Genomic DNA, 23,904 nt, shown 5'->3' on the forward strand with positions numbered 1-23,904 from the left:
GCCATGTCACCTCGAGATACTCCTGACAAAGGCAAGGGCAAGGGGCCGAAAGAGCGCGCCAAAGGTGTACCAGGCCGCGGGGAAGACGATAACGTCACTTACGTCAACTTTGGCAAGCGCCGCAGGGTAGACACGGAAGAAGAAACGCTGCGTGACGATGCCCATCCGTCGCAGCTCGCACGCCCCGCGCAGCCTGAGTCACAGGACCCAGACCCAGAATTTAGTCCTGAAAGCTTCCGCGAGGCTATTGAAAAGACTGCGGTTGAATACCACAACCGTCAGCAAACACGCTGGTCTAAGCGCATTACATCGGATAAGCCGCGCGATAGCATTTTTAACCCGGCTGCTGAGCGCGTCATGAAATTTGTGACCACCACAACCGACTCAGGCCGGTTGGCACGCGGGCGGAAGTATGCGCGCGCCGGGCATGTGGTTGACTTGGATTTGCGCGTGGGCGCGGTCCATGGCCAAGTGGCTGGCTCACAGAACCAGCCTTTCTCCGTGCTTATTCAACTTCCATATCGCGACAAGGATGATATTGAGAAAGTCACGGGCATGCTTGCCCGTAGTGCTAACTCCATTCGTCGCGCAATCCGTGGTGATGTGGATCCGGAAGTGCTGGATATCTTGCTTGCTCCCTCGGCTGATGATGTGAAAATGAGCTGTGATTGCCCAGATTATGGGCACGTGTGTAAGCATGTGGTTGCAGTGGCAGACCGTCTTGCCGCGCGTATCGATGCCGATCCGCTGCAGCTATTTGCCCTGCGCGGGCTAAATATTCACGCTCTAGAAACCATGGTGATGGAGTCCGCGCAGAAAGTAGCGCGAGAGTCTGCTGCAGAGCTTAGCGATGACTTAGGCGATGAAGACACGACTCAAATGCCAGGGACATCGACATCTGATGGCAGTGCTGATGGCTCCAATAAGGCCGAGGGATCATCGACAGCCGCGAGCAAAGCTCGTGCCGTTAGCAATGAGCTATTTTGGAATGGCCGCAGCTTGCCCGATATGCCGGAGCCGAAAGTTGCACCGGCTATCGATGACTCCGATCCCGAGCTATTGCGTAAAGCGATGCGTGCGGTGTCCCACACCAATGTGGACTTGCTGCGTGCCGTGAGCGATGTGGAAGACCTCTACCATTTCCTAACCGAGAAGAATAACTAAAGCTGCTGCTCACGCGCTATGTCTGGGCGGCATGCTAGAACAGTGACATGACGAAAACGACGTTTATTCATACTTCAGATTTCCAACTTGGAATGCAGCGCTGGTTTTTAACTGGTGAAGCACAAGCACGCTTTGATGACGCGCGGCTGGAATCAATCAAGCGCCTTGGTGAGTTGGCGATTAGAAGTGGTGCAGAATTTATCGTCGTTGCCGGAGACGTTTTTGAACGTAACTCTTTATCCAGCCAAGTCACTGGGCGCGCACGGGAGGCATTAGAAAACCTTCCCGTGCCCGTTTTTCTGCTGCCAGGAAACCATGATCCACTCATCGCTGACTCGGTATTTTTCACTGCGCTAAACAAGGAAACTGCGCCAGACGTTCACGTCATCTCCGACACAGAGCCCTTCCTACTGCGCGAAGGGGTGGAGATTGTTGGTGCGCCTTTTAAAGCGCGTACTGCAGCTTATGATCTAGTCGCCGATATGCTCGCGCCTTTAGAACCGACAGAAAATATCCGCGTAGCTATTGGACATGGACAAATCCACGGTTGGGGTGATGCGGAAAAGCTGGATGCTATTGATCTCAAAAATGTCGAAGACAATATCAATAATGGCGTCATCGACTACCTAGCTTTAGGCGATACCCACTCCACCATGGAGCTGGGAAGTACCGGGGCGGTGTGGTTTTCTGGTTCACCGGAAACAACAGATTTTAAGCACCTGCCAGATGGCGGCGGCGAGTCTGACTCCGGAAATGCTTTAGTAGTAACTATCGAAAAGAACTCAGCCACCGATGTTGAGGTAAGCGTGGTCAAGGAAGCAATTGGGCAGTGGGTCTTTGAATCTATTTCCATGGATATCAACAGCGAAGAAGACGTCGAACGCTTTGTCCAACAGCTTCAGAATTATCCCGATAAACACCGCACCGTAATCAAATACGGCCTGCGTGGAACCATCAACTTGGCGGCGCAGGAGAAGTTAGATTCTGCGATTGCACAACTAGAGCCAGTGTTTGCCTCCCTCAAACCTCGCCAGCGCGTGATGGACTTGCACCTGGCTCCAGAAGACGACGAGCTAGCAAGCCTGTCTTTAACGGGCTTTGCTGCCAGCGCACTTAATGAGCTGATGGAAGACATCCATAGCGACCCGAAATCTGTCTCCCGCGACGCCGCAAACCTACTTTTCCGTTTGACTCGAAAGGATGCTTCTTAAAAATGCGAATTCATTCCATCGAGCTGAAGAACTTCCGCGGGATTGAGCAGCTGAAGATTGAAGAAATCTCAGACTCTGGTGTCACGGTTATTCACGGACGCAATGAGGCAGGCAAGACCACAATCCTGAAAGCCATCGAGGCTTTATTCAACTATAAATTCAGCAGTAAAGCCGCCGGCGTTAAATCATTGCAAACCGTCAACGCTGACGTCAGCCCAGAAGCGGCAATGGAATTTAGCGTTGGGCCGTATCACCTGAAGTTGTCCAAGCAATGGCTACGGCAAGCCTCAGCACTTTTGGAGGTGCTGTCTCCAGGGCACGAGACCTATAAGGGGGAAGAGGCAGAAATTCAGCTCAATGAGATCTTGAACCGACACCTGGATCGTAATCTCTTTGATGCGATGTTTTTGAACCAAGATGACCTGCATGAAGGCATTAAGGCAGCGGGTATCTCCAGCGTTGCGGGAGTATTGAGCAATCAAACCGGCGAAGAAGCTGCTCACGGTGAGGACGCCGAAGCAGCAACCGAATTGATGAAGCAAGTAGATAGCACTTACGAGCGCTATTTTTCCTTAAAGACTGGTGCGGAAGCGAAAGAACTACGCGCAGCGCGCACTGAGTACGCTGAGGCTGAACAAGAACTGCACGAGGCAACGCAAGCACTTAAGGCTTTGGCGGAATTCGTGGAGCGCTATGAACAAGCGCAGCATAAAGAACGCGAGGCCGAAGAGAACCTACCTGCTGCGCGAAAAGAAGTAGAAGAACACCAGCAAGAGATCAAAGCGATTGAAGGCTTGCAGCAGGCCGTCGATGCGCGCGTTACGGAAGAAAAACTCGCGCGCGCAAGTTTGGACCAGGCGCGCATAAAGCTCGAAGAACGTCAGAAAATCCGTGAGGAGCTCGCCGCCGCATTAAAAAATGTGGAAGATACCAACGCCAGCGTCGAATTAGCGAAGCAGAAAGCAGAGACCGAAAAGCAGGAAGTCACAAAGTTTTCTGAAGCACGCGATAATGCGCAGCAACACTACGATCAAGCACGGGAGCGGACTAAAGCCTCTCGTGCCAAGCTAGATAATCTCCAGCAGCAATTGAAGGTGCATCAGCTGCGCTTGAAATCTGCGTCTGTGGAAGAGCACGCCGAAAGGCTCACCGGGATCAGTACTGACCTGGAGAAATTTGGGCTAGCTGTTTCTGACGCTGATTTAAAAGAGATTGAGAAACTAGAACAAGACCTTGAACTTGAACGTCGGCTGCGGGAAGCGGCAGTTGCCAAGTTGGTTTTGAGCGCGCAAAGCCCACAACACATTGTCGTCAATGGCGATGAGTTGGAAGTATCCGATGCCGGTCGCAGCGTTGAACTAACCGAAGGTTTAACGCTGCAAATCGGTGAAGTCAACGCGGTCTATGAACCTGGTGCGGGCGCTAGCTCAGGTCAAGAGCTAGATAGCAAGATCGATAAGCTCACAGAGCAACTGCGTAGCGAACTAGAAAAGTTCGGTTGTGAGAATACCGACGAGCTTCGCGAACAGCGGGATCGATATAAAGATCTGCTTTCCCAACGTCAGCAGCTAGAAGTAGAACTTGAAAGACTGCTTGATGGTGAAGCGCTAGAACAGCTGCGGGTGCGTGTGGCAGCGCTAGGAGAGACCAGGGAATCTCAAGATGCAGAAGTCCCTGATGCCGATGCCATCGACAAAGCACAAGCGGAGATTGACCTTGCGGTTGAAGCTGAAGAAAAGGCAGACCGTGATCTTTCTTCTGCCCGGGCAACGTTGCAACCGTGGGAGGAGCAACCAGCACGTTTGGCGTTAATTAAGGTACAGACTGAAGCCGAACAGGCGCTTAAACAACATGAGCGACTGGACAATGAGGCGAAGAAGATTGCCGAAGAATTATCTGATGCAGCCCTCGAGGAGCAATTCCAGAAAGCCGAAGCACAGTTAGAACAATGCACGGGTGAAGTACAGGCTGCGCGCGAAGCACTAGATGCAGCTAACCCGGAGCTCGCAAAGAGTTTGGCAGAAGGTGCGCAAGCAAAGCTTCAGAATCTGGAAACGCAACTACGTGACGCACAGGATGCGCAAAAGTCTTTGAGTGGGCATATCCAGATGCAAACTGGCGTGGCAGAACGCGTTGAAAAGGCAGAAGCCGCAGAAGAGCTTGCGCGCAATATTTTGCAGTCGGTGGAACACCGTGCCCAGGCTGTCAAACATTTGCGAGAAGTGTTGCTTCGTCATCAACGCCAAGCACGTGAGCGCTACGCTGCCCCTTTTGCACAACAGCTGGGTCAACTTGCCGGCCGCGTTTTCAACGGGCAGGTGCAATTCCACCTCAACGATGACCTAGTCGTCGAAAAGCGCACTCTGGATGGGGTGACCGTCGGACTGCAAGAACTCTCCGGCGGGGCGAAAGAACAAATGGCCATCCTGACGCGCTTCGCTATTGCACAACTATTGTCCAAAGGCGGTGAGCAAGGCGCACCGGTGGTAGTCGATGATGCATTGGGCAGCACGGATGCCCATCGCATCCAGCTGATGGCAACCCTGTTTGCAGAAGTGGCCAAACAATCGCAGGTCATTGTCTTTACCTGTGAGCCTTCGCGCTATGACCGCGTTCCGAATAGCACCTTGTTAGATATCGACCAACTTAAGGCTTCTACGCCCATAGGATAAAGTATTAGGTCTGAAAGCAGTCCCTATCAATTCCGCATCAGTTCCGTAAGTTTCTGTTAAACCGCTTATGTGCGGCCACGTTGGACAAGGTGCATTGGGGCTTCAAATAGTCATACATATCAACCTTTCGATTAGATTAAGGTAAGTTATTTCCTATGAATGAACAGCCGCGGTGGTTAGAAGACGACGAGCAAGAGCTTTGGCAGTTAATCCTGGCCGCGACTCGAAAGCTAGATCGAGGTATGGAAAACACCCTGCAAGCCGGCGGAGAACTTTCGATGCCAGAGTTTGCAGTGTTGGCGACGTTATCGGATGCACAAGACAACCAAATGCGCCTGCGCGAGCTATGCAACTATCTAGAGTGGGACCGCTCGAGGACTTCACACCAGGTCACCCGCATGGAGCGTCGCGGCTTGGTCACTAAGTGCAAAAGCGAAGGTGACGCGCGAGGTGTTATGGTGAAATTAACCGATGAGGGCGCACGACGCCTGGAAGCTTCCGCGCCTGATCACGTGGAATCAGTACGCCGGTTGGTCTTTGACCACCTAAAACCAGAAGATATTCCATCTTTGCGTCGTTTCCTGCAAGGCATCGTGGACGTAAATAACGTCCCTGGCTATGGAGAATGCTAAAGCCCTAGCTTTAGCGGCGGCGCTCACTGCTTAAAATCTCGGGGTATGGGTGCAGGAAATATCGGTGGAATCTCAGGGTAGATCCCTGATGTATTTACTGCGCCGGCTGCGTTTAATGATGGGTGTAGAGAAAAACACATACCCCATCAGGAGAAGGGAACTTCCATGTCGAACCAATACAACCAGTACTCTGAGCAGCCAGCCTACCGTCGCGGTCTGCACCGCTCGGCAACCAATAAGTACGTCGGCGGTGTCCTCGGCGGTATTGCAGAAACCTACAATATCGACGCCACCTTGGTCCGCGTTATCTACTTGCTGTCTTTCTTCCTGCCAGGTCCGCAGCTGCTGCTGTATTTGGTCTTGTGGGTGGTAATTCCTCCGGCTAAGTAAGTCCGGTTAAATAAGGCCTTAGCGTTTACCTCAACCCGAAGTTTGTGAAGGGCGCAAGGTAGAATCGCACCCATGATGAGCCAAGAGCTATTTGAACGCCCGGAAAAGCAATACGAAAAGTACTCCATTGTTGCTTTTCCGAAGCAGTCGAAAATTATCGGCGACCCTGAATCTTTTGAAAACGCTGAACCTACGCCTGAACAAGAAGCGGCGATGGAATCGATTCTTGATGCGCACCCAGAATCCGCGCTGACTTTCGATGAAACCACTGGACTGTGGATTGCCGGCGAAGAAGATAATATCGAAGCGATGTTTAGTGCCCGAGATGCATTTGTAGATGCTTTGGAGTCAGATGATGCTTCTGTGCGTGTGACTGAATCCGATTAGGTAATTCGGGCTACACGTTAATGGGGGAGTATCGATTATAAAAGTTAGATTTTAGCCCAGACCTGTTATGATGGTTGAAGTTAAATAGCGCTCAGGTGAGTCGGAGGATTAAGAATGTCTGAAATTACACGTCACGATACCGATGTGGAAGAAGCAAAGGCTCGTGATGCCCAGGACGGTATTGTCCGTGAAGTTCTCGCATGGGTTCCAGCAGTAGTGGCAATGACCGTGGGTATCTTCGGTTTGCTCTACGGCATGTGGTGGCTCGAGACTTCCTACTAATACGCTTTCAGCGCCTTTTCTTATTATCCCAGTGCATATGGCACTGGGATTTTTTGGATCCTCGGCGCCTTCGGTTTGTGCGTCGTGGCGCGTTGTGTCGGGGGAAGATTGTAGCTCGCGCTTGGGCTCTGTAGAGAATGGAAAAAGCTAACTACCTGCTGAAACAGTAAGTAGTTAGCTTAAGAAATTTTGTGTCCCCGACAGGGATCGAACCTGCGACCTTCGGTACCGGAAACCGATGCTCTAATCCGCTGAGCTACGGAGACAAAGACACCGTTGCCTGAAATCAAGCAACGGTGCAATTCTATCCTATTGGCTTCACGCTTTGGAAACCGACCCTCTATTAACTAGTGCAGGCCCGGAGCAGAGTTCGCAGAAGTGGTACCGGTGCGCAGGTAGTCGACGACAATGTCATCGACAACCTCGTTGCCGGCAGCAACGTGGCCGTGGCCAGGACCGTGCACGGTAACCACGTGGGAGTTCATCTGACGTGCCATCTCACCGTGGTAGCGGTATGGCGTCTGCGGGTCGCCGGTGGCGTTAATCTGCAGCGGGCGAACATCCAGACCGGAACCATTCAAGGTTGGGTTCTTGGTGATTGGCCCGCGGCCGTTGCAGGCTGCACCCGAGGCAAACATTGCTGGTGGGGCAGTGAAGACATCGCCAACGACGTAGTTGGACCACACATAGGCTGGCAGCGCAGCGTAGTCGGCAGGCACGGTGTTTTCATTACAGATAACCAAGTTCTGGAAAGACTGACCTTGCAGCAATTGTGCCTGCTGTTGCTGAATTTCTTCAGTGGAAAGCTCAGCTGCAGCTTCATCAAGGCGCTCGGTGCCGTTGATGTGCTTTGCCAAGGCATCCCATTCGGTAGCCATTGGAATCAGACCGCGAGTTAAGCTCAAGGTCACGGAGAAGGTTTGGTTAGCACCTGGGTTAAGTGCAGAATCGCGCAAGTTCTCTGCCTGCACGCGCAGCGGACCGGTGGCAGTCATGATGTCTGCACCTGGCTGGCCTGCGAATTCAAGCCCTGGAGGCAAGTCACCAATCTTGGCTTTAGGCGGCAGGGCGGTTGGGCGCACGCCAGCTTCGCGGGCAACAACGCGTGACCAGCGCTCATAGACTGCCAGTGGGGTGGTACCCATCTTGTAGGTGGCGTTATTGTCTGCGACCCAGCCAAAGAAGTCATGCAGGGCATTGTGGTAGCCAGCTTCCTGGGAAGCCAGGATGCCATTCCACGCAGCCGATGGCTTCATCGCAGAGTCCAAGACCACGCGGTCAGTGTGCTCTGGGTACAAGGTAGCGTACGTCGAGCCCAAGAAGGTTCCGTAGCTTAGTCCCATGACAGAGAGCTTTTCTTCGCCGAGAGCTTGGCGCACCATTTCCCAGTCACGGGCGGTGTTCTCAGTGGTCAAAGAATTGGTGTAGCCAGGGGTAGACTTCTCGCAAGAATTGCGGATATAAGCACCCATATTCACCATGGCATCAAACATATTTCCACCAGGCGCGGTACATTCTACCGGCGTTGAGCCAGGTAAACCGCGAGGTTGCACGCCGACAAAGTCCCACTCTTGGCGGATTTCTTCTGGCCACGCAAATGCTTGATCGTTAGCAGCATAGAGGTAGGCGTCGCCGCCTGGGCCGCCAGGATTGCCGAAGAGAACTCCACGCTTAGCGGATTGGTCAAGTGCCTTGACGCGAACGAATCCGACGCTGATATTTCCAGCAGACGGATTCGAATAGTAGGTAGGCACGTCGATGCGGCCACATTCGGCGTTATCGAGGTTGACCTGTGCAGGACATTCTTCCCATGTAATAGCAGGGGATGAGTCTTGGGCTTGGGCCGCAACAGGCGGCGCGAGCATCGCGACCGCCGCGGTAGCGGCTGCGATAACTAAGCGTGGGGCTTTCACGAAAAGGTCTCCTCAATACTTTTAAGTCTCGCTTAACAACGTATAAATATTTCCGTTGCAAAGCCTAGCAGCAACCTGATTGCCGTGTCGGGATTTGTTAAGGTTGCTGCGAAGGAAGACCCACGCTAAAAGCGCATTACTTTACGATGACCACGATCAAATCCCGGGGACCGTGAACGCCCTCGACGCGTGAGAGCTCAATATCGGAGGTTGCCGAAGGACCAGAAACCAACGTCGCTGGACGCTCCGGATTAATACGGCTGACCATCTCTGGAACGCCGTAGACAATATCTTCGCTGCGAACGATGCAGATATGGCGGTCCGGCACCAAAGTAAGCGCACGCCGGCCATCGGTTGCTCCAGATTCGAGAACAATGGTGCCGGTTTGAGCACAAGACACCGTCGATTCAGTAACCACAGCGTCAATGGCATCGAGTTCACGCGGATCAACAGATTCATCATCGGCCGCTGCCTCGCCGGAAAAATCAGCAAAGAGCTGGTCGTCCATGCCGGGGGCGTAACGGATGGTGTGACACGAACGCTCATCCAAAATCCCTAGAATCGTCGCTGCTATCTCTGATTCTTCACAGAGGTGAACGTCCGCCTTGTAGTCCTCCAGCCGGTCGATGAGCACTTCACGCAGCTCTTCTGGGTCGGTAGTACCGCTGACCAGGTAGTTGCGCGGAGGGTTGACAAACTCCGGAAGCTTTGCGGATTTCTGAGCCGAGCGAATGCGGGCCAGAATCTCAGTCTTGGCAGAAGCCATGGCTATTTTCCTTCCTTGGCAAGGTTGTTGCGGGGAATACCCTCAGCGCGTGCAGCCGCCAACAAGGCTTGCGCATCATCGGTATCAAACCATTGACGGAAAGACTTCTTCGGCGGAATTGCAGTATTGCGACCTTCTGACCAGCCGCTCATAAACAACGGCAGGGATTCAATAACCCCATTAAAGCCACCCAAAATGCGTCCTGCAAAGACCATGCGCGTGATTTGATTCCACAAGAAAGGATGCTTCCAGGCTTGTTCGACTACCTTGAATAGCTTGGATTCCACCGGCGGGGTTGCATGGGTGACCTTTTGGTAGCGGTTTTCCAAAATCACATCGGACAGCGGGATTTTCACCGGGCAGACTTCATCACAGCGGCCACACAAAGAACAGGCATAAGGCAGGCTTGCCGATGGATCGTGATGATCTTTCATGCCCGTCAGCTGCGGGGTCAGCGCAATACCAATCGGACCTGGATAGACCGAACCATAAGCATGGCCACCCGCGCGTTCATAGACAGGACAGACATTCAAGCACGCAGAACAACGAATACACTTCAGCGCCTGCGAGCCAATCTCACTCGACAGCGCCGCGGTACGGCCATTATCCAACAACACGATGTGGAAATTTTGCGGACCATCGCCTTCTGTGACACCGGACCAGATCGAGGTATAAGGGTTCATGCGCTCAGCTGTCGACGAGCGGGGCAGTAGTTGCAAAAAGACTTCCAGGTCTTGGAAGGTCGGGAGCAGCTTTTCGATGCCCATGAGCGTAATTAACGTCTCTGGCATCGTTAAGCACATGCGCCCGTTACCTTCTGACTCCACGACCGAGACATTGCCAGTCTCAGCGATGCCAAAGTTCGCGCCAGAGATAGCCACCTTGGCCTTCATGAATTTCTCGCGCAAGAAAAGACGTGCCGCTTCTGCTAGTTCTGGCGGATTCGTGGAGAGTGACTCATCGGTATTGGGCATCTTGTTGACGAAGATATCCCGAATCTCTGCACGGTTGCGGTGAATGGCGGGCACCAAGATGTGCGAGGGCATATCATCGCCAAGCTGCACAATAAGCTCTGCCAAGTCAGTTTCCTGGGCATGAATGCCGACCTCTTCGAGGTGTTCATTCAACGCAGTTTCCTGCGTGGCCATGGACTTAACCTTCACGACTTCGGTTTCACCGGTTTCGCGAATCAAATCAGCGATGATTTCATTGGCCTCTTTGGCATCGCGTGCCCAGTGCACAATGCCGCCGCGTGCGGTCACTGACTTCTCAAACTGTTCCAAAAGCTCAGGCAAACGAGCCGCAACATCTTCCTTAATGCCGGAGCCGGCATCGCGGAGATCTTGCCAATCATCAATTTCATCAACCGCATGCTGGCGCTTGTTGCGAATGGTTGTGGTTGCATGCAGCAGGTTGCGCCGCTGCGTGGCGTTGTTCAGACCTTCGTGTGCGGCCGGCACGAAGCTTTTCTTGCCGCGGAGGTTGCCATAACCTTCTGGCGCGCGGGGTGGAGTGGTGTCAAGAAAAGTAGCCATTAGAGCATCTTCTCCCTCGAGTAAATGGCAGAAGTTGGCGTCCATGGATGTTCTTTGGTGGACGCGAGGATTTCAGCCATGTGGATAGCGCGAACACCGGCTTGTTGGCGTGACAGTGAGCCACCGATATTCATCAAGCAGGAAGAGTCACCACCGGTGACATATTCTGCACCGGTTTCTTTCACGTGGCGGACTTTATCCGAGACCATCGCTTGGGAGGTCTCAGCGTTTTTGATAGCAAAGGTGCCACCGAATCCGCAGCATTCTTCGGAATTGGCGAGTTCGACCAGGTCGATGCCTTCCACTTCCCGCAGGAGCTGATAAGGCCGGTCGGCCAATTTAAGAAAACGCAGGCCGTGGCATGAGGAGTGGTAGGTGACTTTGTGCGGGAAGAATGCTCCGACGTTGGTAACGCCTGCGACATCGACAAGAAATTCTGGCAGGTCCAAGGTCTTCTGCGAGGCTTTTTTGGAACCGTCGACATCGGCAGCCGAGCCAAACCGATCCGCAAGACGTACGTGCTGCTCGCGCACTGCGCCGACGCATGAACCTGAGGCAGCGACGACATAGTCAATGGAAGGATCCGCAAAGGCGTCGTTATAGGTGCGAATCATGCCCAGGGCTGCTTTTTGGTAGCCGGTATTGATGTGCATCTGCCCGCAACATGTTTGTTCTTCGGGGAAGACGACTTCGTGTCCTAAACGCGCGAGGATAACCGCGGTTGCTTTGTGTGCATCCGGAAACAAGGAGTCTCCGATACACGTTGAGAAAAGTGCGATACGCAATGTGTTGCTCCTTTAGTCCCTCACTCGTGCGCGCGGCATGGGGTCCCGCGTACGTGCGATAAAACGAGTTTCTTTCGAAGGATCGTGCCTTTCATGCTACTCGCAATTCCGGCACAATGGGCGAGTTTAATTGAAAGTAAACTTGCCCTGGCCTGCGGTTATTCCGCAAGGCTAGTGTTGCGTAATTCTGTTTGTCTATCCGACCACCGGAGCCATAAAGCTTAGGACGTTGGACTGGAGGAATACCAGGATGCACAAAAGGATGAGGAAGAAAATGGAGTAGCCGACAACGGCCTTGAAAATCTTCGACTCTTCGCCTTCCATCTCTACTGCCGTGGCGGCAATCGCCAGCGACTGTGGGGAAATCATCTTGCCTGTGACACCACCCACGGTGTTTGCCGCTAGCAGCAAGTCGGGGTTGATGCCGATGTTATTAGCGGCGGTGACCTGCAGCTTAGAAAAGAGCGCGTTGGCGGACGTATCCGAACCAGTGACCGCGGTGCCGATCCAGCCCAGCAGCGGTGCCAGGATAGCGAACACGCCACCGAGAGCAGCAAGGTATTCACCCATGGCGACGGTTTGGCCGGAGTAGTTCATGACATAGGCCAAAGCCAGCACCAAAACGATGGTCAGTGCTGCCCAGCGCATGCGGTATGCGGTATCGGTAAACGCACCCCAGACTTGCTTCGCCTTGAGCGGGTAAGCGCCGTTGTCATTGAAGACGCTGTAGATGATGGCGACCACAAGGCCAGCGATGAGCAGCAGGGAACCGGGGTTACTGATAACAGCAATGGAATAGCGAGTACCAATTACTTCTCCATCAGTATCTGCCATCGTTCCGGTGAGCAGCGGCCAGTCGAAAGCGACCGTGACCTTTGCCAACAGCCCTGGCAGCCAGGAACCTAAGTTGGCCAGACCGAAGATAATCGTCACAACAGCATAAGGCATCAGAGCCATCCAAATGCGGCGACCTGGAAGCTCATCATTAGCTTCCTGCGGACCAACATTCATGCGCTCGCGCAGTTCGGGAACTCCCTTGGGGTTCCACACACGCAGGAACAAGAATGCGGCGCCGAGCGAGGCAATACATGCGATGACATCGGTGAGCTGGTACGCGAAGAAGTTCGATGCTGCCCACTGCGCGATAGCGAAGGACAAACCGATGACAAAAGCTGCAGGAGCAGCTTCTTTCACGCCGCGCATCCCGTCCAAGACGAACAAGATGATAAAAGGCACGATGAATGCCAGAAACGGTGCTTGGTGGCCAACGATGGCAGCGATATTTTCTGTCTGCTCAACGGTTCGCCCGCCCACTTCACCAGCAGTGGTAATTGGAATCGCGACCGCACCGAAGGCAACAGGTGCCGTGTTGGCAATCAGCACGGCAGTTGCCGCACGCAGAGGCGGTACACCCAGGGCCAAAATCATGGTCGCGGTAATCGCGACCGGAGCACCGAAACCTGCCAAAGCTTCCAACAGACCACCGAAACAGAAAGCAATCAAAATGGTTTGGATGCGGATATCGCCTTCACCGAGGATGTCGAAAGTACGGCGGAGATCTTCAAAGCGTCCCGAAGCCACAGTGATTTCATAGAACCAAATCGCCATGACAATCACGAACACAATTGGCAAGAAGCCAAAGAGTGCACCGCGGCCAGCGGATGAAAGCGCCAGATCGATTGGCATGCCCATGCCGAACAGTGCAACGAGAATCGATGCTAAAAGCGCCACTGCACCAGAGGTGTGCGCGCGGGCTTTAACACCCAGCAGCATCACGAAAAAGGTTAAAAGGGGAATGGTTGATACCAAGGCAGTTAGACCTAGGCTGCCACCGATGGCAGCGGTATCGATTGCGAATCTCTCCATTGTGTTTTCCTTAAGTCAGGAGGACGAAAGCCATAATCACATGTGATCGTCTACACTTTATCGCTTTTGCAGGGGCAATATTTAGATTTTGAAGCAAAGATTCCCTTTTCTCTTCGCGGTATATTCACACGCTGCCGAAGCGTCCCCGCGTTTAACACATTGTTATCTTTTCCTACCCAATCAGGAGTGCATGACCCCTGGTATTTCCCCTAAACCAGTAGCGGTGCCGACATTGGGACCAATTGGTTAAATCCCGTGCGCGGGTCTTCGGGGAACTTACTTGAGTAGTCCGGCGGGTGGTGCGATAAACTACGGTGCTATGACACCAGCTGATTTATCCCTTTTGCTCAAAGAGACTGCCGTGCAGGTCTTTGAAAGCCACGATTTAGATACCTCCGTATTGCCGGAAGCCGTAACGGTTGAACGCCCGCGTAACCCTGAGCATGGCGACTACGCCACCAACGTTGCTTTGCAGGTCGCGAAAAAGGCTGGAGTAAACCCTCGTGAGCTAGCAGAATGGTTGGCTGAAGCTCTAGCGAAATCAGATGCTATCGACGTCGCTGAGATCGCAGGCCCTGGATTTTTGAATATTCGCCTGGCTGCAGCAGCACAGGGTGAAATTGTTTCCCAGATTGCAGCGGCGGGTAGCGCTTATGGCAATGGCGATGCCATGGCCGATGTCAAGGTTAACTTAGAATTCGTCTCCGCGAACCCAACCGGACCTATCCACCTGGGCGGCACGCGCTGGGCAGCAGTGGGCGACTCACTAGGGCGCATTTTTGAAGCGGCCGGTGCAACTGTCACCCGCGAGTACTACTTCAATGATCACGGCGGACAGATTGACCGCTTCGCGCGTTCGTTGGTGGCTGCAGCCAAGGGCGAGCCCACGCCAGAAGATGGCTACGGCGGCCAGTACATCCATGACATTGCCGCAGCTATCGTGGAACAAAAACCAGGCGCGCTCGATGGCGCAGCAGAAGAAGTTCAAGAAAACTTCCGTTCCCTTGGCGTGGAGATGATGTTCGCGCAGATTAAGCAAGACTTGCACGATTTCGGCGTGGACTTCGACGTCTACTTCCACGAGAACTCGCTCTTTGAATCGGGTGCCGTCGACAAGGCCCTGGAGCAGCTGAAGTCTTCGGGTCAGATGTATGAAACCGAAGGCGCGTGGTGGCTCAAGTCCACCGATTACGGTGACTCCAAAGACCGCGTGGTCATCAAATCTGACGGTAATGCTGCCTATATCGCCGGCGATATCGCCTACGTGGCTGATAAATTCGACCGCGGCCACAATCTCAATATTTACATGCTGGGCGCAGACCACCACGGTTATGTGCCACGTCTGAAGGCTGCGGCTGCGGCATTGGGCTACAACGCTGAAGCCGTTGAAGTACTTATTGGCCAGATGGTCAATCTCCTGCGCGATGGTAAGGCTGTCAAGATGTCTAAGCGTGCCGGCACTGTTATCACCATGAATGACCTTGTGGAGGCCATCGGTGTTGATGGCGCGCGCTACTCCTTGGTTCGTTCTTCTGTGGATCAATCCATTGACATCGACCTTGGCCTGTGGGCTGCACAGTCTTCGGAAAACCCCGTCTACTACGTGCAGTACGGACACGCTCGTTTGTGCTCTATCCAGCGCAAGGCTGAAGAAATCGGCGTGACCTCTGAAGCTGCTGACCTCGCTTTGCTGACTCATGAGCGCGAGGGCGATTTGATTCGCACCCTGGGTGAATTCCCAGCTGTTGTCGCAGAAGCTGCAGAGCTGCGCGAGCCACACCGTGTGGCTCGTTATGCTGAAGACTTGGCTTCTGTATTCCACAAGTTCTATGACCAGTGCCAGATTTTGCCTAAGGCAGGCGATGCGGCAGAACCAATCCACGCGGCTCGTCTGGCGCTTGCGCAGGCTACTCGCCAAGTACTCGCTAATGCTTTGGGCATGGTGGGCGTCTCAGCACCGGAGAAGATGTAAATTTTATGGCTGATTTCAATGAACTACCAGCACACGTATGGCCACGTAACGCCCAGCGCCAAGAAGATGGGGAAGTAACCATCGCCGGGGTCCCGCTTTCAGAAATCGCTGAAGAGTTTGGCACCCCAGTCATGGTCTTTGATGAGGACGACTTCCGTTCGCGCTGCCGCGACATGGCAGATGCTTTCGGCGGTGCAGACCGCGTGCACTATGCATCTAAGGCATTTTTGTCCAAGCGGATCGCCCGTTGGGTCAATGAAGAAGGACTTGCGCTGGATGTTGCATCGTTAGGCGAGCTCCAGATCGCCTTAGCTGCAGAATTCCCAGCTGATCGCATTACCGTCCACGGCAATAATAAGTCCGCGCGCTTTTTACAGGCTTGCGTCGATGCCAAGGTCGGCCACGTCGTGATCGACTCAGCCGACGAACTTCAGCTCCTCGACCTCGTGGCAGCCAAGGCGCAGCACGTGCAGCCAGTGCTGATTCGCGTGACCCCGGGCGTTGATGCCCATACGCATGAGTTCATTGCTACCAGCCATGAAGATCAGAAATTCGGTATCTCCCTAGCTACCGGCGATGCCTTCGAAGCAGCTAAAGCCTGCTTGCGCGCTGAGAACCTCACGCTGGTCGGTCTTCACTGCCACGTTGGCTCCCAGGTATTTGATGCCGAAGGCTTCAAACTTGCCGCCGAGCGCGTCATGGGGCTGTACAGCCAAATCCACAATGAGCTGGGCTACACGCTGCAAGAAATCGATCTCGGCGGCGGCTACGGCATTCCTTATACCGCCTATGAATCTCCATTGGATATCAAAGCTGTATCGCAAGACTTGCTGTCGGCAGTAGCACGCACCGCGGAAGAACTAGGCATTACTCCACCCACCGTGTTGGTTGAACCAGGCCGCGCATTGGTTGGTGCAGCAGCAGTAACCGTCTACGAAGTAGGTGTTATTAAAGACGTCACCACTGGCGATGCAGAAACCCCGCAGCGCCGCTACGTGGCTGTCGATGGCGGCATGAGCGATAACATCCGCCCCGCGCTCTACGGTGCCGAATATGATGCGCGGATTATCAACCGCTTCACCGATGGTGAGGAAATCCCCACGCGCATCGTGGGCTCGCACTGCGAATCGGGCGACATCCTCATCGATAACGTCCAACTGCCTAACGATGTCAAGGCAGGAGACTTCCTCGCCACCGCAGCAACGGGCGCTTATAGCTATTCGATGGGCTCGCGGTACAACGCAGCTGTTCGCCCAGCAGTAGTTGCCGTGCGCGCTGGCATGATTAAGCCAATGCTTCGCCGCGAGACTCTAGATGACTTGCTCTCCTTGGAAGTGGAGTAGGAATCTTCTCCACCTCATGACGATCGCCTGATGATCGATACCCCGCAGCATTACCCAAGCTGCGGGGTATTTTATTCAGTTTTTCACGTCGAAAAAGCACATAAGCAATTCTAAAGCAGCTTTAGCTGGACTTATATTCTCTTCATTTCGCGGTGGGCTCGGGTGCTGCTGGGCCTATTAATACTGGTGGCGCCACTGTGGGGTGAAGTTACTCGGGTCTACATGCGCCTTTAGTCCAGTCCAAGGGCTGAAATAGACCGCTCGTTCTGTATGATGGCCATGGAATGAAATATAAAACCCACTACACGTAATTTTGGAGAGTACGCATGTCTTCGACCGTCCAAGAACTTAACCGCACCGGCAAAGGTGAAGGGCAGCCAGTAGGCGTTGCACTGTTGGGCTTCGGCACCGTTGGCGCGGAAGTCTTTCGTCTCCTGACCGAGCATGCCGATGATTACACGCACCGTATCGGTGGACCGGTTGAGGTACGCGGCATCGCTGTGTCGGATCTTGCAAAGCAACGCCCTGGCGTTCCTGAAGAGCTGATCACGGATGATGCGCGCGCCCTGATCGCCCGTGATGATGTTGACTTGGTTGTTGAGGTTATCGGCGGTATCGATTACCCGCGTGAGTTGGTACTTGCTGCGCTCAACGCCGGCAAGTCTGTCGTCACGGCTAATAAGGCATTGGTGGCTGCACACGCGGATAGCTTGGCTCAAGCAGCCAGCCAAGCTGGGGTAGACCTGTACTACGAAGCAGCAGTAGCTGCGGCAATCCCTGTGGTGGGTATGTTGCGCCGTTCCCTGGCGGGCGATCACATCCAGCGCATCTCTGGCATCGTCAACGGCACCACCAACTTCATCTTGGATGCGATGGAGTCCACTGGCGCCAGCTACGATGACGCTTTGGCTGAAGCTACCCGTTTGGGCTACGCCGAAGCCGACCCAACTGCTGACGTGGAAGGCCACGACGCTGCATCCAAGGCAGCAATTATGGCATCGCTGGGCTTTTACACCCGCGTGAACTTCGAAGACGTCTACTGCGAGGGCATCTCTAATGTCACCTCGGAAGATATCGCGGCGGCAAACCAAGCTGGTTACACCATCAAGCTTTTGGCTATCTGTGAGCGTTTGACCCGTGAAGACGGTACCGAAGCGGTCAATGCTCGCGTGCACCCTACTTTGGTACCTAAGGAACACCCATTGGCTACTGTCTCTGAGTCTTATAACGCTATTTTCGTCGAGGCTGAAGCAGCAGGTTCTTTGATGTTCTACGGCAATGGTGCTGGTGGCTACCCAACTGCATCGGCAGTGGTGGGCGATATTGTTGGCGCTGGCCGCAACATTGTCTTCGGTGGCCGTGCTCCTGAAGAAAATACTTACGCTAATTTGCCGCTTGCCGATGCAGGAGAGGCCCTGACCTGCTACCACATCGATATGCAGGTCGATGAGCGCACCGGTGTGCTCGCAGCTATTTCCTCTGAATTTGCTAAGCAAGGCGTTTCCCTGCGCACCGTGCGCCAGGAAGGCTCTGAAGAAGATGCACGTCTTATCGTGGTTACCCACACCGCGCGTGAATCTGCGCTGCGCGAGATCGTCGATACCTTGACTTCCCTCGATGTAGTCAAGGAAGTTAACTCTGTCCTACGTCTTGACAGCTAGTGCGGCAAGCACAGCTAAGATAGTGCAATTATGAGTACTGAATTAGAAGTAGGCACCAAGGTAGTAGTCTCCGTCCCGGGTTCTTCCGCGAACCTGGGGCCAGGCTATGACACCTTAGGCATGGCAGTATCTATCTATGACACTGTCGAAGTAGAGATCATCCCGTCAGGTCTTGAGGTAGAGATCTTCGGCGAGGGCGAAGAAGACCTGCCACGTGATGGCTCGCACCTGGTGGTCAAGGCGATTCGCTCCGGTCTGAATGCGGCGAACGTCGATGCGCCAGGTCTGCGCATTGTCTCCACGAATAACATTCCACAATCTCGTGGTTTGGGCTCTTCGGCTTCTGCGGCAGTTGCCGGGGTAGTAGCCGCCAATGCTTTGGCTGGCTTCCCACTCGATACGGACCAGATCGTGCAGCTGTCTTCGGCCTTCGAGGGCCACCCAGACAACGCGGCGGCATCTGTTCTGGGCCAGGCAGTTGTCTCGTGGACGACTATCCCAGTCGACGGCCGGTCCCAACCGCAATACAAGGCTGCGCAGATTAAGGTGCACGAAGATATTCACGCCACCGCGTTGGTGCCGAATTTCCACGCCTCGACCCAAGCTGTGCGTCGCGTGCTGCCTTCGCACGTCACCCATGGTGATGCAGCGTTTAACGTCTCGCGAACTGCAGTGCAGGTAGCGGCTTTGCAAAGCTACCCAGAATTGCTGTGGGAAGGTACCCGCGACCGCTTGCACCAGCCGTACCGCTCCGATGTACTGCCCGTTACTGCAGAGTGGGTTAACCGCCTGCGCAACCGCGGTTACGCAGCGTATCTTTCCGGTGCAGGTCCGACTGTGATGGTTTTACACACCGAGCCTATCGATGCCGAAATTCTCGACGAAGCCCGTGCCCAAGGCCTACGCGTTATCGAACTCGATGTCGCCGGTCCGGTTACCGTTGAGGTAACGCAAGCTTAATCGCGAGCTACCCACGCGGCACAACATAGACAAAGCTCCCGTTCTTCAGATTATTAATCGTTGAAGAAGGGGAGCTTTCCTGCTTTTCCAGAAACTAAAAAAGGGATCGCCAATTTGCCCAACCAGACCGCATATCTCGTCGGGGTGTGCGTGATTGCCGCTTTTCGGCGAGGAGGCAGTTAGATGAGGTCCATCGCTCCCATGCTGCTCAAGTCATGCGTGTTGCCCACAAGCTTCCCGCCTGGGGTGTGCAGGCGGACTTTGCCGCGGTGTCGTCGCATCCTGCCGCGCTTGGGTTTACCCGGACTCGGCTTCCCTTTTTCTCGCTTGTTATTTCTTTTCTGTGACCCGGGTTTACCCGGGTCACCGTCGTCGTTGACGCCGTTGTGATATTTGCACAACATGGTCAAGTTTGAGGGTTTCGTATGCCCGCCGTTCTTGTGGGCATCGATGTGGTGCACCTGGCACCTATCGGCGGGCACATTGCAGTCCGGCCATGGACAGACTAGGTTCTCTGCCATGGCGAGGGTGCGGAGCTTGTCGGACGCGAAGCGTGCCTCGTAGAGATTGACGGGTCCGGCGGTGGGGTGGAAAAGCCCGACGTAGAGCTTGTCGCCCAAAGCGCCTTCCATCGCAGCGTTGATAAATTCTGCGCCGGTCATGGTGGTGCCGTCGGATAATCCGATGATGACCTCGTCGCCTTTACCGCAGGAGACTTTCGCGAAGTCATCGAGACCGATAGCAATAACGGTGCGGTATTCAGGTTTGATAAGGCCGGTGCCGTTGCCCTCGACGAGGTCCCAGAATGGCTCGAGTAAAGCTTCGGAGCGGGGCTGGTCCTCATCGTGCTTGATGCCAGCATCAAGCGTCTTTTCTAAGTCAGTAATACGGCGTTGGGTATCGGTAATGCTAATGGTGCGTAGACCGTCTATAGCTCGACCTACGCGCACCCCGCGTTGTTTGGGTTTGTCGCCGCCTTCTTGAGTGACGCGTAGTTTGCCGAATTCATTAACTTCGTCCAGGGTGCCTTCATGCGCGATGAGTTCGGCACGCAGTTTCCACGCGGCGCCGCGGGATGTGAGCTTCTTCGCGTGTTTGTTGACCATTTCTAAGTACTCAACGCTTAACTGTCTCGCCTCAGCAAGAGCGACTGCGTCGCGCTGCACCTTGGGAGAATCAGCGGGGCCAAAGAATACTGTGGCTAGGCGGGTGTATTTTCGCGCGGTGCTGAGCGACATTACGGCACCGGCTAAGTCATGCGGGGAACAGTCATGAACGTCGCGGAGGATGGTTACTCCGCTGGTGGTGAAGAGGTTTAATATTCGTTGTCCTTTCATAACTTCGACACTAAAAGGCGAACGCAAGTCCGCGCTAGTGCAAGCTCAAAAACCTGTGGATAACTACGTTGATGCGTCACGCAACTGCCAAAGTTATCCACAGGCGAGGCCCAGAGGACGTGTACTCTTAGTGCTGATATACCCGAACCTTAGAGGCGTCAATAGTGCAATCGACTTCCTTTAAGGAATCTAGCGAGGCATGCAGGGCACTGGACGCCGTCACTGGCACGGTGATGAGCTCATTGCCTACGCGCACGCTCACGCGTAGCTGAGTAAGGGAGTCAGCCGTAACTGAGTAGATGGTGCCGCGAATTGTGCTTCCAGCAGCTCCCTGGTTTAAAGGCTCAAGGTGCAGCTGCACATCGTGTGGGGAAAATACGGCTGTGGCCTGAGTACCAGCGGCCTGAATGTCCGCGCCAGGGCTGATTTCCAAAACCCCGTGGATGTCTTGATTGTGGGAATTGATCACTGCGTGCCCGTTGGCATCGACGGATTGGATCGTGCCGTTGAGGCGGTTAAGTCCGGCAAGATCTGCGACAAAAGCAGTCGGTGGGACGCTGAGAATCTCACTGGTGGGGCCACATGCGATAACGCGCCCGCCTTCTAATACCACCATGTTGTGAGACAACCCAGCGATGTCCAGTGCGTTGTGGGTAATCATCAACGTGGTGCGGTCCGCGGAGGTTGCGTGCAAAAAGCGGCGCCAGCGTGCAGCGGAAGCGACATCGATAGCCGCTAGTGGCTCATCTAAAATCAACGCTTTCGGTTTAGCTGCCAGGGCACGCACCAAAGCGACTTGGGCAGCTTGACCACCGGAGAGCGTGGACACACGAACGTGACGCAAAGGCGCAAGACCCGCTGCTTGAAGAAGTTCATCAGTCACGGCGGAATTTTTGGTCACCATCGTGATCGCCTGGTGGACACTGACCATCTTCGGCAGCCCGGGATTTTGCGTTAGCAAGACCACTTCGGTGTGGTCATGCAGCTGAAAATTGCTTGAAGTCAATCGCCCGGCAATCAAACTCACCAGCGTAGTTTTACCAGAGCCATTCATCCCCACAATCGCGGTGGTTTTATTCGCCGGAAAGCTCGTGGTCGTGCCGTTGGACGTCACGGCAATTTCGGGGCTGTCGCCTACAGGACGCGTTAGAGTTCGCAGATTATCGATGTCCATGTCGTCCAAAACATGTGCGCGTTGGGAAGCGGGGCGGGTAAATAACATCGGTAAGCCTGCGACCACCAAGCTCAGCACCGCGATGCCGATGAGAATCGCAGACAGCGCATACGCATTCTCAGCACTGACCTCGCGCTCTAAGTAAATCCCCAAAGGCAGAGTGCGGGTGACCCCCGGCATGGACCCTGCGAAAGTAATGGTGGTGCCGAATTCCCCGAGTGAACGAGCGAAAGCTAAGCCCAAGCCAGTGATGATAGCCGGCAAGATTGTCGGTAGCGTGATGCGGCCTAAAATGGTCCACTGGCCAATCCCGACACCACGCGCAGACGCCGTGATTTCAGAATCAATCTGCCGCAAAGCTGAATCGACCGCGACCACCACAAAGGGCAAAGTCACAAACACATGCGCGGCAACGACCCCAGGAAAAGCGAAAGCGAACTCCCACCCAAAGAAATTCAGCACCGGCGCGAGCAGGCCACGACGGCCGATAAAAGCCGTCAAAGCCAGACCAGAAACCACCGGTGGCATAGCCAGCGGCAAATAGACCAAAAGGCGCACGGCCGCCGCACCCCGGCGCAGCTGCGACAACCACAGGGCGAGGGCGGTTCCTAAGAGAGTGGCTATTGCTGTGGACCAAGCTGCTGCAGATAACGTCGTCTTGAGCAGCTCGATGGTGCTGGGGTCTTGAGCTATAGCTGTGAAATCCTCCCAGGGCACCCGCAGCGCCAAAGCAATAACCGGAAAGACGATATATGCAATGGCGATGATTCCAATCGCTATGAAAAGCGCCGGTACTTTGTGCGTAACGGCCTTAAGCTGTGAAGAAATCGGGGCGGATGTTTCCACGCCCGCGGATGAAGCCGGGCCAGGCAGGGAGGAAGTCATGAGATATTAATCTTCTGGAGTAAAGCCGTATTCTTTCCAGACCTTATCGAAGTCATCAGCCAACAGGTCCAGCAACTGCTGTGCGGATTCTGGATTCTCAGACTCAGAGACAACCGCGCCGAAAATACCGTTGGTAAATTCCTCTGCGCCTTCAATCTCAATGACCTCAACGGTGTCACCAGCAGCTGCCGCGTCTGTGGCGTAGACCCAACCGGCATCTGCTTCACCGGAGGTAACCTTGCCCAACACGTCTGCTACCTGGTGCTCAAGGGAGTCAGCGGTGACATCCAGACCCTTAGATTCAATGATCGACTCAGAGACAGTGCCACATGGTACCTGTGGGTCACAGAGCACAAAGGTGCTTTCATCGGTGATGTTTTCGATCGAGTTGATGTTGCCAGGGTTGCCAGAAGGCACCACCATGACCATGACATTTGATGCCAGCTGAACAGGATTGTTGACAACGCCAGCTCCCTGCGCATCATTCATGTTCTTTTCGTCGGCGGTGATCAATACGTCGCCCGGTGCGCCATCGACAAGCTGCTGAACGAGTGTGGAAGAACCTGCATTGTTGATGAACAACCCAACTGGTGGCTCAAGCTCTGCGGCCTGCTTTTTCAGGTCATCATTGAAGACACGAGTGGATGATGCCGCGAGCAGATTCAGCTCCACGCGATTTTCCAGGGCTTCTGTGGTGCTTGCGTTATCCGAGGAATCTGAACAGGCGACCAGCGCTGCGGTCAGCGACAAGAGGGCGAGTCCGGATAGCACGCGGCTTTTCATCGTTTATCTCCAATTTGAACGGGATTATTCGTGTTTAGAAACAAGACCAGATTAGCACGTTCACCCCTGGCTAAATGGGCAGATAGCCTGCTTAGTTAGGTCAACCTTGATTGTCAGTAGGCCAGGACTGAGTAATATTGATCATAGTCTTGTGCTGGTGGTTTTCAGCATTCGGCGACATCGGCA

The 23,904-nt window shown here is 54.2% G+C and carries 19 protein-coding genes and 1 tRNA gene; 11 read left to right on the plus strand and 9 right to left on the minus strand.

Going from position 1 to position 23,904, the window contains the following annotated elements; translation table 11 throughout:
- The first annotated feature begins 3 nt into the window (after positions 1 to 3).
- From C5Y44_RS04685 to C5Y44_RS13350, 7 genes are all read left to right on the plus strand, one after another.
- Positions 4 to 1,164, plus strand: coding sequence for an SWIM zinc finger family protein (locus C5Y44_RS04685; protein ID WP_105323882.1), 1,161 nt, complete (start codon positions 4 to 6; stop codon positions 1,162 to 1,164).
- A gap of 47 nt (positions 1,165 to 1,211) precedes the next feature.
- Positions 1,212 to 2,375, plus strand: a complete 1,164-nt coding sequence (locus tag C5Y44_RS04690; protein ID WP_105323883.1) for a metallophosphoesterase — start codon at positions 1,212 to 1,214, stop codon at positions 2,373 to 2,375.
- A 2-nt stretch (positions 2,376 to 2,377) separates the two neighbouring features.
- Complete coding sequence (locus C5Y44_RS04695) at positions 2,378 to 5,047, plus strand: AAA family ATPase (protein WP_105323884.1); 2,670 nt, start codon at positions 2,378 to 2,380, stop codon at positions 5,045 to 5,047.
- 155 nt (positions 5,048 to 5,202) lie between these two features.
- Entirely contained in the window at positions 5,203 to 5,679 is a 477-nt protein-coding gene (locus C5Y44_RS04700) for a MarR family winged helix-turn-helix transcriptional regulator (RefSeq protein ID WP_105323885.1), read from the plus strand.
- 165 nt (positions 5,680 to 5,844) lie between these two features.
- Positions 5,845 to 6,069, plus strand: a complete 225-nt coding sequence (locus C5Y44_RS04705) for a PspC domain-containing protein (RefSeq protein ID WP_105323886.1) — start codon at positions 5,845 to 5,847, stop codon at positions 6,067 to 6,069.
- A gap of 72 nt (positions 6,070 to 6,141) precedes the next feature.
- On the plus strand, positions 6,142 to 6,456 hold the full coding sequence (locus tag C5Y44_RS04710) for a molecular chaperone GrpE (RefSeq protein WP_105323887.1): 315 nt from the start codon (positions 6,142 to 6,144) through the stop codon (positions 6,454 to 6,456).
- A gap of 114 nt (positions 6,457 to 6,570) precedes the next feature.
- The gene (locus tag C5Y44_RS13350; protein ID WP_168970021.1) at positions 6,571 to 6,738 is read left to right on the plus strand and encodes a hypothetical protein; all 168 of its coding nucleotides are present in this window, start codon (positions 6,571 to 6,573) and stop codon (positions 6,736 to 6,738) included.
- A gap of 192 nt (positions 6,739 to 6,930) precedes the next feature.
- Here the strand turns inward: C5Y44_RS13350 and C5Y44_RS04715 are convergent.
- From C5Y44_RS04715 to C5Y44_RS04740, 6 genes are all read right to left on the minus strand, one after another.
- Positions 6,931 to 7,004 (minus strand) — tRNA-Arg (locus tag C5Y44_RS04715).
- Between the two features lie 81 nt (positions 7,005 to 7,085).
- Positions 7,086 to 8,603, minus strand: a complete 1,518-nt coding sequence (locus tag C5Y44_RS04720) for an alpha/beta hydrolase (RefSeq protein ID WP_105324077.1) — start codon at positions 8,601 to 8,603, stop codon at positions 7,086 to 7,088.
- A gap of 184 nt (positions 8,604 to 8,787) precedes the next feature.
- On the minus strand, positions 8,788 to 9,417 hold the full coding sequence (locus C5Y44_RS04725) for an LUD domain-containing protein (RefSeq protein ID WP_105323888.1): 630 nt from the start codon (positions 9,415 to 9,417) through the stop codon (positions 8,788 to 8,790).
- Between the two features lie 2 nt (positions 9,418 to 9,419).
- Entirely contained in the window at positions 9,420 to 10,952 is a 1,533-nt protein-coding gene (locus C5Y44_RS04730; RefSeq protein WP_105323889.1) for a lactate utilization protein B, read from the minus strand.
- Positions 10,952 to 11,737 carry a (Fe-S)-binding protein gene (locus tag C5Y44_RS04735; protein WP_105323890.1) on the minus strand — a complete coding sequence of 262 codons (786 nt, stop codon included), beginning with the start codon at positions 11,735 to 11,737 and terminating at the stop codon, positions 10,952 to 10,954. The genes C5Y44_RS04730 and C5Y44_RS04735 overlap by 1 nt, the downstream gene beginning before the upstream one ends.
- A gap of 195 nt (positions 11,738 to 11,932) precedes the next feature.
- Positions 11,933 to 13,603 (minus strand): L-lactate permease, encoded by a 1,671-nt coding sequence (locus C5Y44_RS04740; protein ID WP_105323891.1) that lies wholly within the window; start codon positions 13,601 to 13,603, stop codon positions 11,933 to 11,935.
- Positions 13,604 to 13,922: 319 nt separating this feature from the next.
- Here C5Y44_RS04740 and argS point away from each other — a divergent pair, with 319 nt between their 5' ends.
- The 4 genes from argS to thrB all read left to right on the plus strand — a co-directional run bounded on the left by argS (position 13,923) and on the right by thrB (position 19,539).
- A complete protein-coding gene (gene argS / locus C5Y44_RS04745; RefSeq protein WP_105323892.1) occupies positions 13,923 to 15,575 on the plus strand; it encodes an arginine--tRNA ligase in 1,653 nt (550 codons plus the stop codon).
- Positions 15,576 to 15,580: 5 nt separating this feature from the next.
- Complete coding sequence (gene lysA, locus C5Y44_RS04750) at positions 15,581 to 16,918, plus strand: diaminopimelate decarboxylase (protein WP_105323893.1); 1,338 nt, start codon at positions 15,581 to 15,583, stop codon at positions 16,916 to 16,918.
- 326 nt (positions 16,919 to 17,244) lie between these two features.
- Positions 17,245 to 18,579, plus strand: a complete 1,335-nt coding sequence (locus tag C5Y44_RS04755) for a homoserine dehydrogenase (protein WP_105323894.1) — start codon at positions 17,245 to 17,247, stop codon at positions 18,577 to 18,579.
- A gap of 30 nt (positions 18,580 to 18,609) precedes the next feature.
- Positions 18,610 to 19,539, plus strand: coding sequence for a homoserine kinase (gene thrB, locus C5Y44_RS04760; RefSeq protein ID WP_105323895.1), 930 nt, complete (start codon positions 18,610 to 18,612; stop codon positions 19,537 to 19,539).
- A gap of 179 nt (positions 19,540 to 19,718) precedes the next feature.
- On the opposite strand, the gene C5Y44_RS04765 is transcribed toward thrB, so the two are convergent.
- From C5Y44_RS04765 to modA, 3 genes are all read right to left on the minus strand, one after another.
- Positions 19,719 to 20,876, minus strand: coding sequence for an HNH endonuclease signature motif containing protein (locus tag C5Y44_RS04765; RefSeq protein WP_105323896.1), 1,158 nt, complete (start codon positions 20,874 to 20,876; stop codon positions 19,719 to 19,721).
- 127 nt (positions 20,877 to 21,003) lie between these two features.
- Positions 21,004 to 22,935, minus strand: coding sequence for an ATP-binding cassette domain-containing protein (locus tag C5Y44_RS04770; RefSeq protein WP_105323897.1), 1,932 nt, complete (start codon positions 22,933 to 22,935; stop codon positions 21,004 to 21,006).
- A gap of 6 nt (positions 22,936 to 22,941) precedes the next feature.
- Positions 22,942 to 23,718 carry a molybdate ABC transporter substrate-binding protein gene (modA, locus tag C5Y44_RS04775; RefSeq protein ID WP_105323898.1) on the minus strand — a complete coding sequence of 259 codons (777 nt, stop codon included), beginning with the start codon at positions 23,716 to 23,718 and terminating at the stop codon, positions 22,942 to 22,944.
- Between the last annotated feature and the right edge of the window lie 186 nt (positions 23,719 to 23,904).

This window comes from Corynebacterium sp. J010B-136 (genome assembly GCF_002967075.1).
Taxonomy (GTDB): Bacteria; Actinomycetota; Actinomycetes; order Mycobacteriales; family Mycobacteriaceae; genus Corynebacterium.

Bases quoted from the DNA above. Each gene is read 5' to 3' on its own strand.
- argS (WP_105323892.1), top strand. From the start codon at position 13,923: ATGACACCAGCTGATTTATCCCTTTTGCTCAAAGAGACTGCCGTGCAG.
- C5Y44_RS04765 (WP_105323896.1), bottom strand. From the start codon at position 20,876: ATGAAAGGACAACGAATATTAAACCTCTTCACCACCAGCGGAGTAACC.
- C5Y44_RS04740 (WP_105323891.1), bottom strand. From the start codon at position 13,603: ATGGAGAGATTCGCAATCGATACCGCTGCCATCGGTGGCAGCCTAGGT.
- C5Y44_RS04685 (WP_105323882.1), top strand. From the start codon at position 4: ATGTCACCTCGAGATACTCCTGACAAAGGCAAGGGCAAGGGGCCGAAA.
- C5Y44_RS04690 (WP_105323883.1), top strand. From the start codon at position 1,212: ATGACGAAAACGACGTTTATTCATACTTCAGATTTCCAACTTGGAATG.
- C5Y44_RS04710 (WP_105323887.1), top strand. From the start codon at position 6,142: ATGATGAGCCAAGAGCTATTTGAACGCCCGGAAAAGCAATACGAAAAG.
- C5Y44_RS04730 (WP_105323889.1), bottom strand. From the start codon at position 10,952: ATGGCTACTTTTCTTGACACCACTCCACCCCGCGCGCCAGAAGGTTAT.
- C5Y44_RS04700 (WP_105323885.1), top strand. From the start codon at position 5,203: ATGAATGAACAGCCGCGGTGGTTAGAAGACGACGAGCAAGAGCTTTGG.
- C5Y44_RS13350 (WP_168970021.1), top strand. From the start codon at position 6,571: ATGTCTGAAATTACACGTCACGATACCGATGTGGAAGAAGCAAAGGCT.
- lysA (WP_105323893.1), top strand. From the start codon at position 15,581: ATGGCTGATTTCAATGAACTACCAGCACACGTATGGCCACGTAACGCC.
- C5Y44_RS04755 (WP_105323894.1), top strand. From the start codon at position 17,245: ATGTCTTCGACCGTCCAAGAACTTAACCGCACCGGCAAAGGTGAAGGG.
- C5Y44_RS04770 (WP_105323897.1), bottom strand. From the start codon at position 22,935: ATGACTTCCTCCCTGCCTGGCCCGGCTTCATCCGCGGGCGTGGAAACA.
- thrB (WP_105323895.1), top strand. From the start codon at position 18,610: ATGAGTACTGAATTAGAAGTAGGCACCAAGGTAGTAGTCTCCGTCCCG.
- C5Y44_RS04720 (WP_105324077.1), bottom strand. From the start codon at position 8,603: ATGCTCGCGCCGCCTGTTGCGGCCCAAGCCCAAGACTCATCCCCTGCT.
- C5Y44_RS04695 (WP_105323884.1), top strand. From the start codon at position 2,378: ATGCGAATTCATTCCATCGAGCTGAAGAACTTCCGCGGGATTGAGCAG.
- modA (WP_105323898.1), bottom strand. From the start codon at position 23,718: ATGAAAAGCCGCGTGCTATCCGGACTCGCCCTCTTGTCGCTGACCGCA.
- C5Y44_RS04725 (WP_105323888.1), bottom strand. From the start codon at position 9,417: ATGGCTTCTGCCAAGACTGAGATTCTGGCCCGCATTCGCTCGGCTCAG.
- C5Y44_RS04705 (WP_105323886.1), top strand. From the start codon at position 5,845: ATGTCGAACCAATACAACCAGTACTCTGAGCAGCCAGCCTACCGTCGC.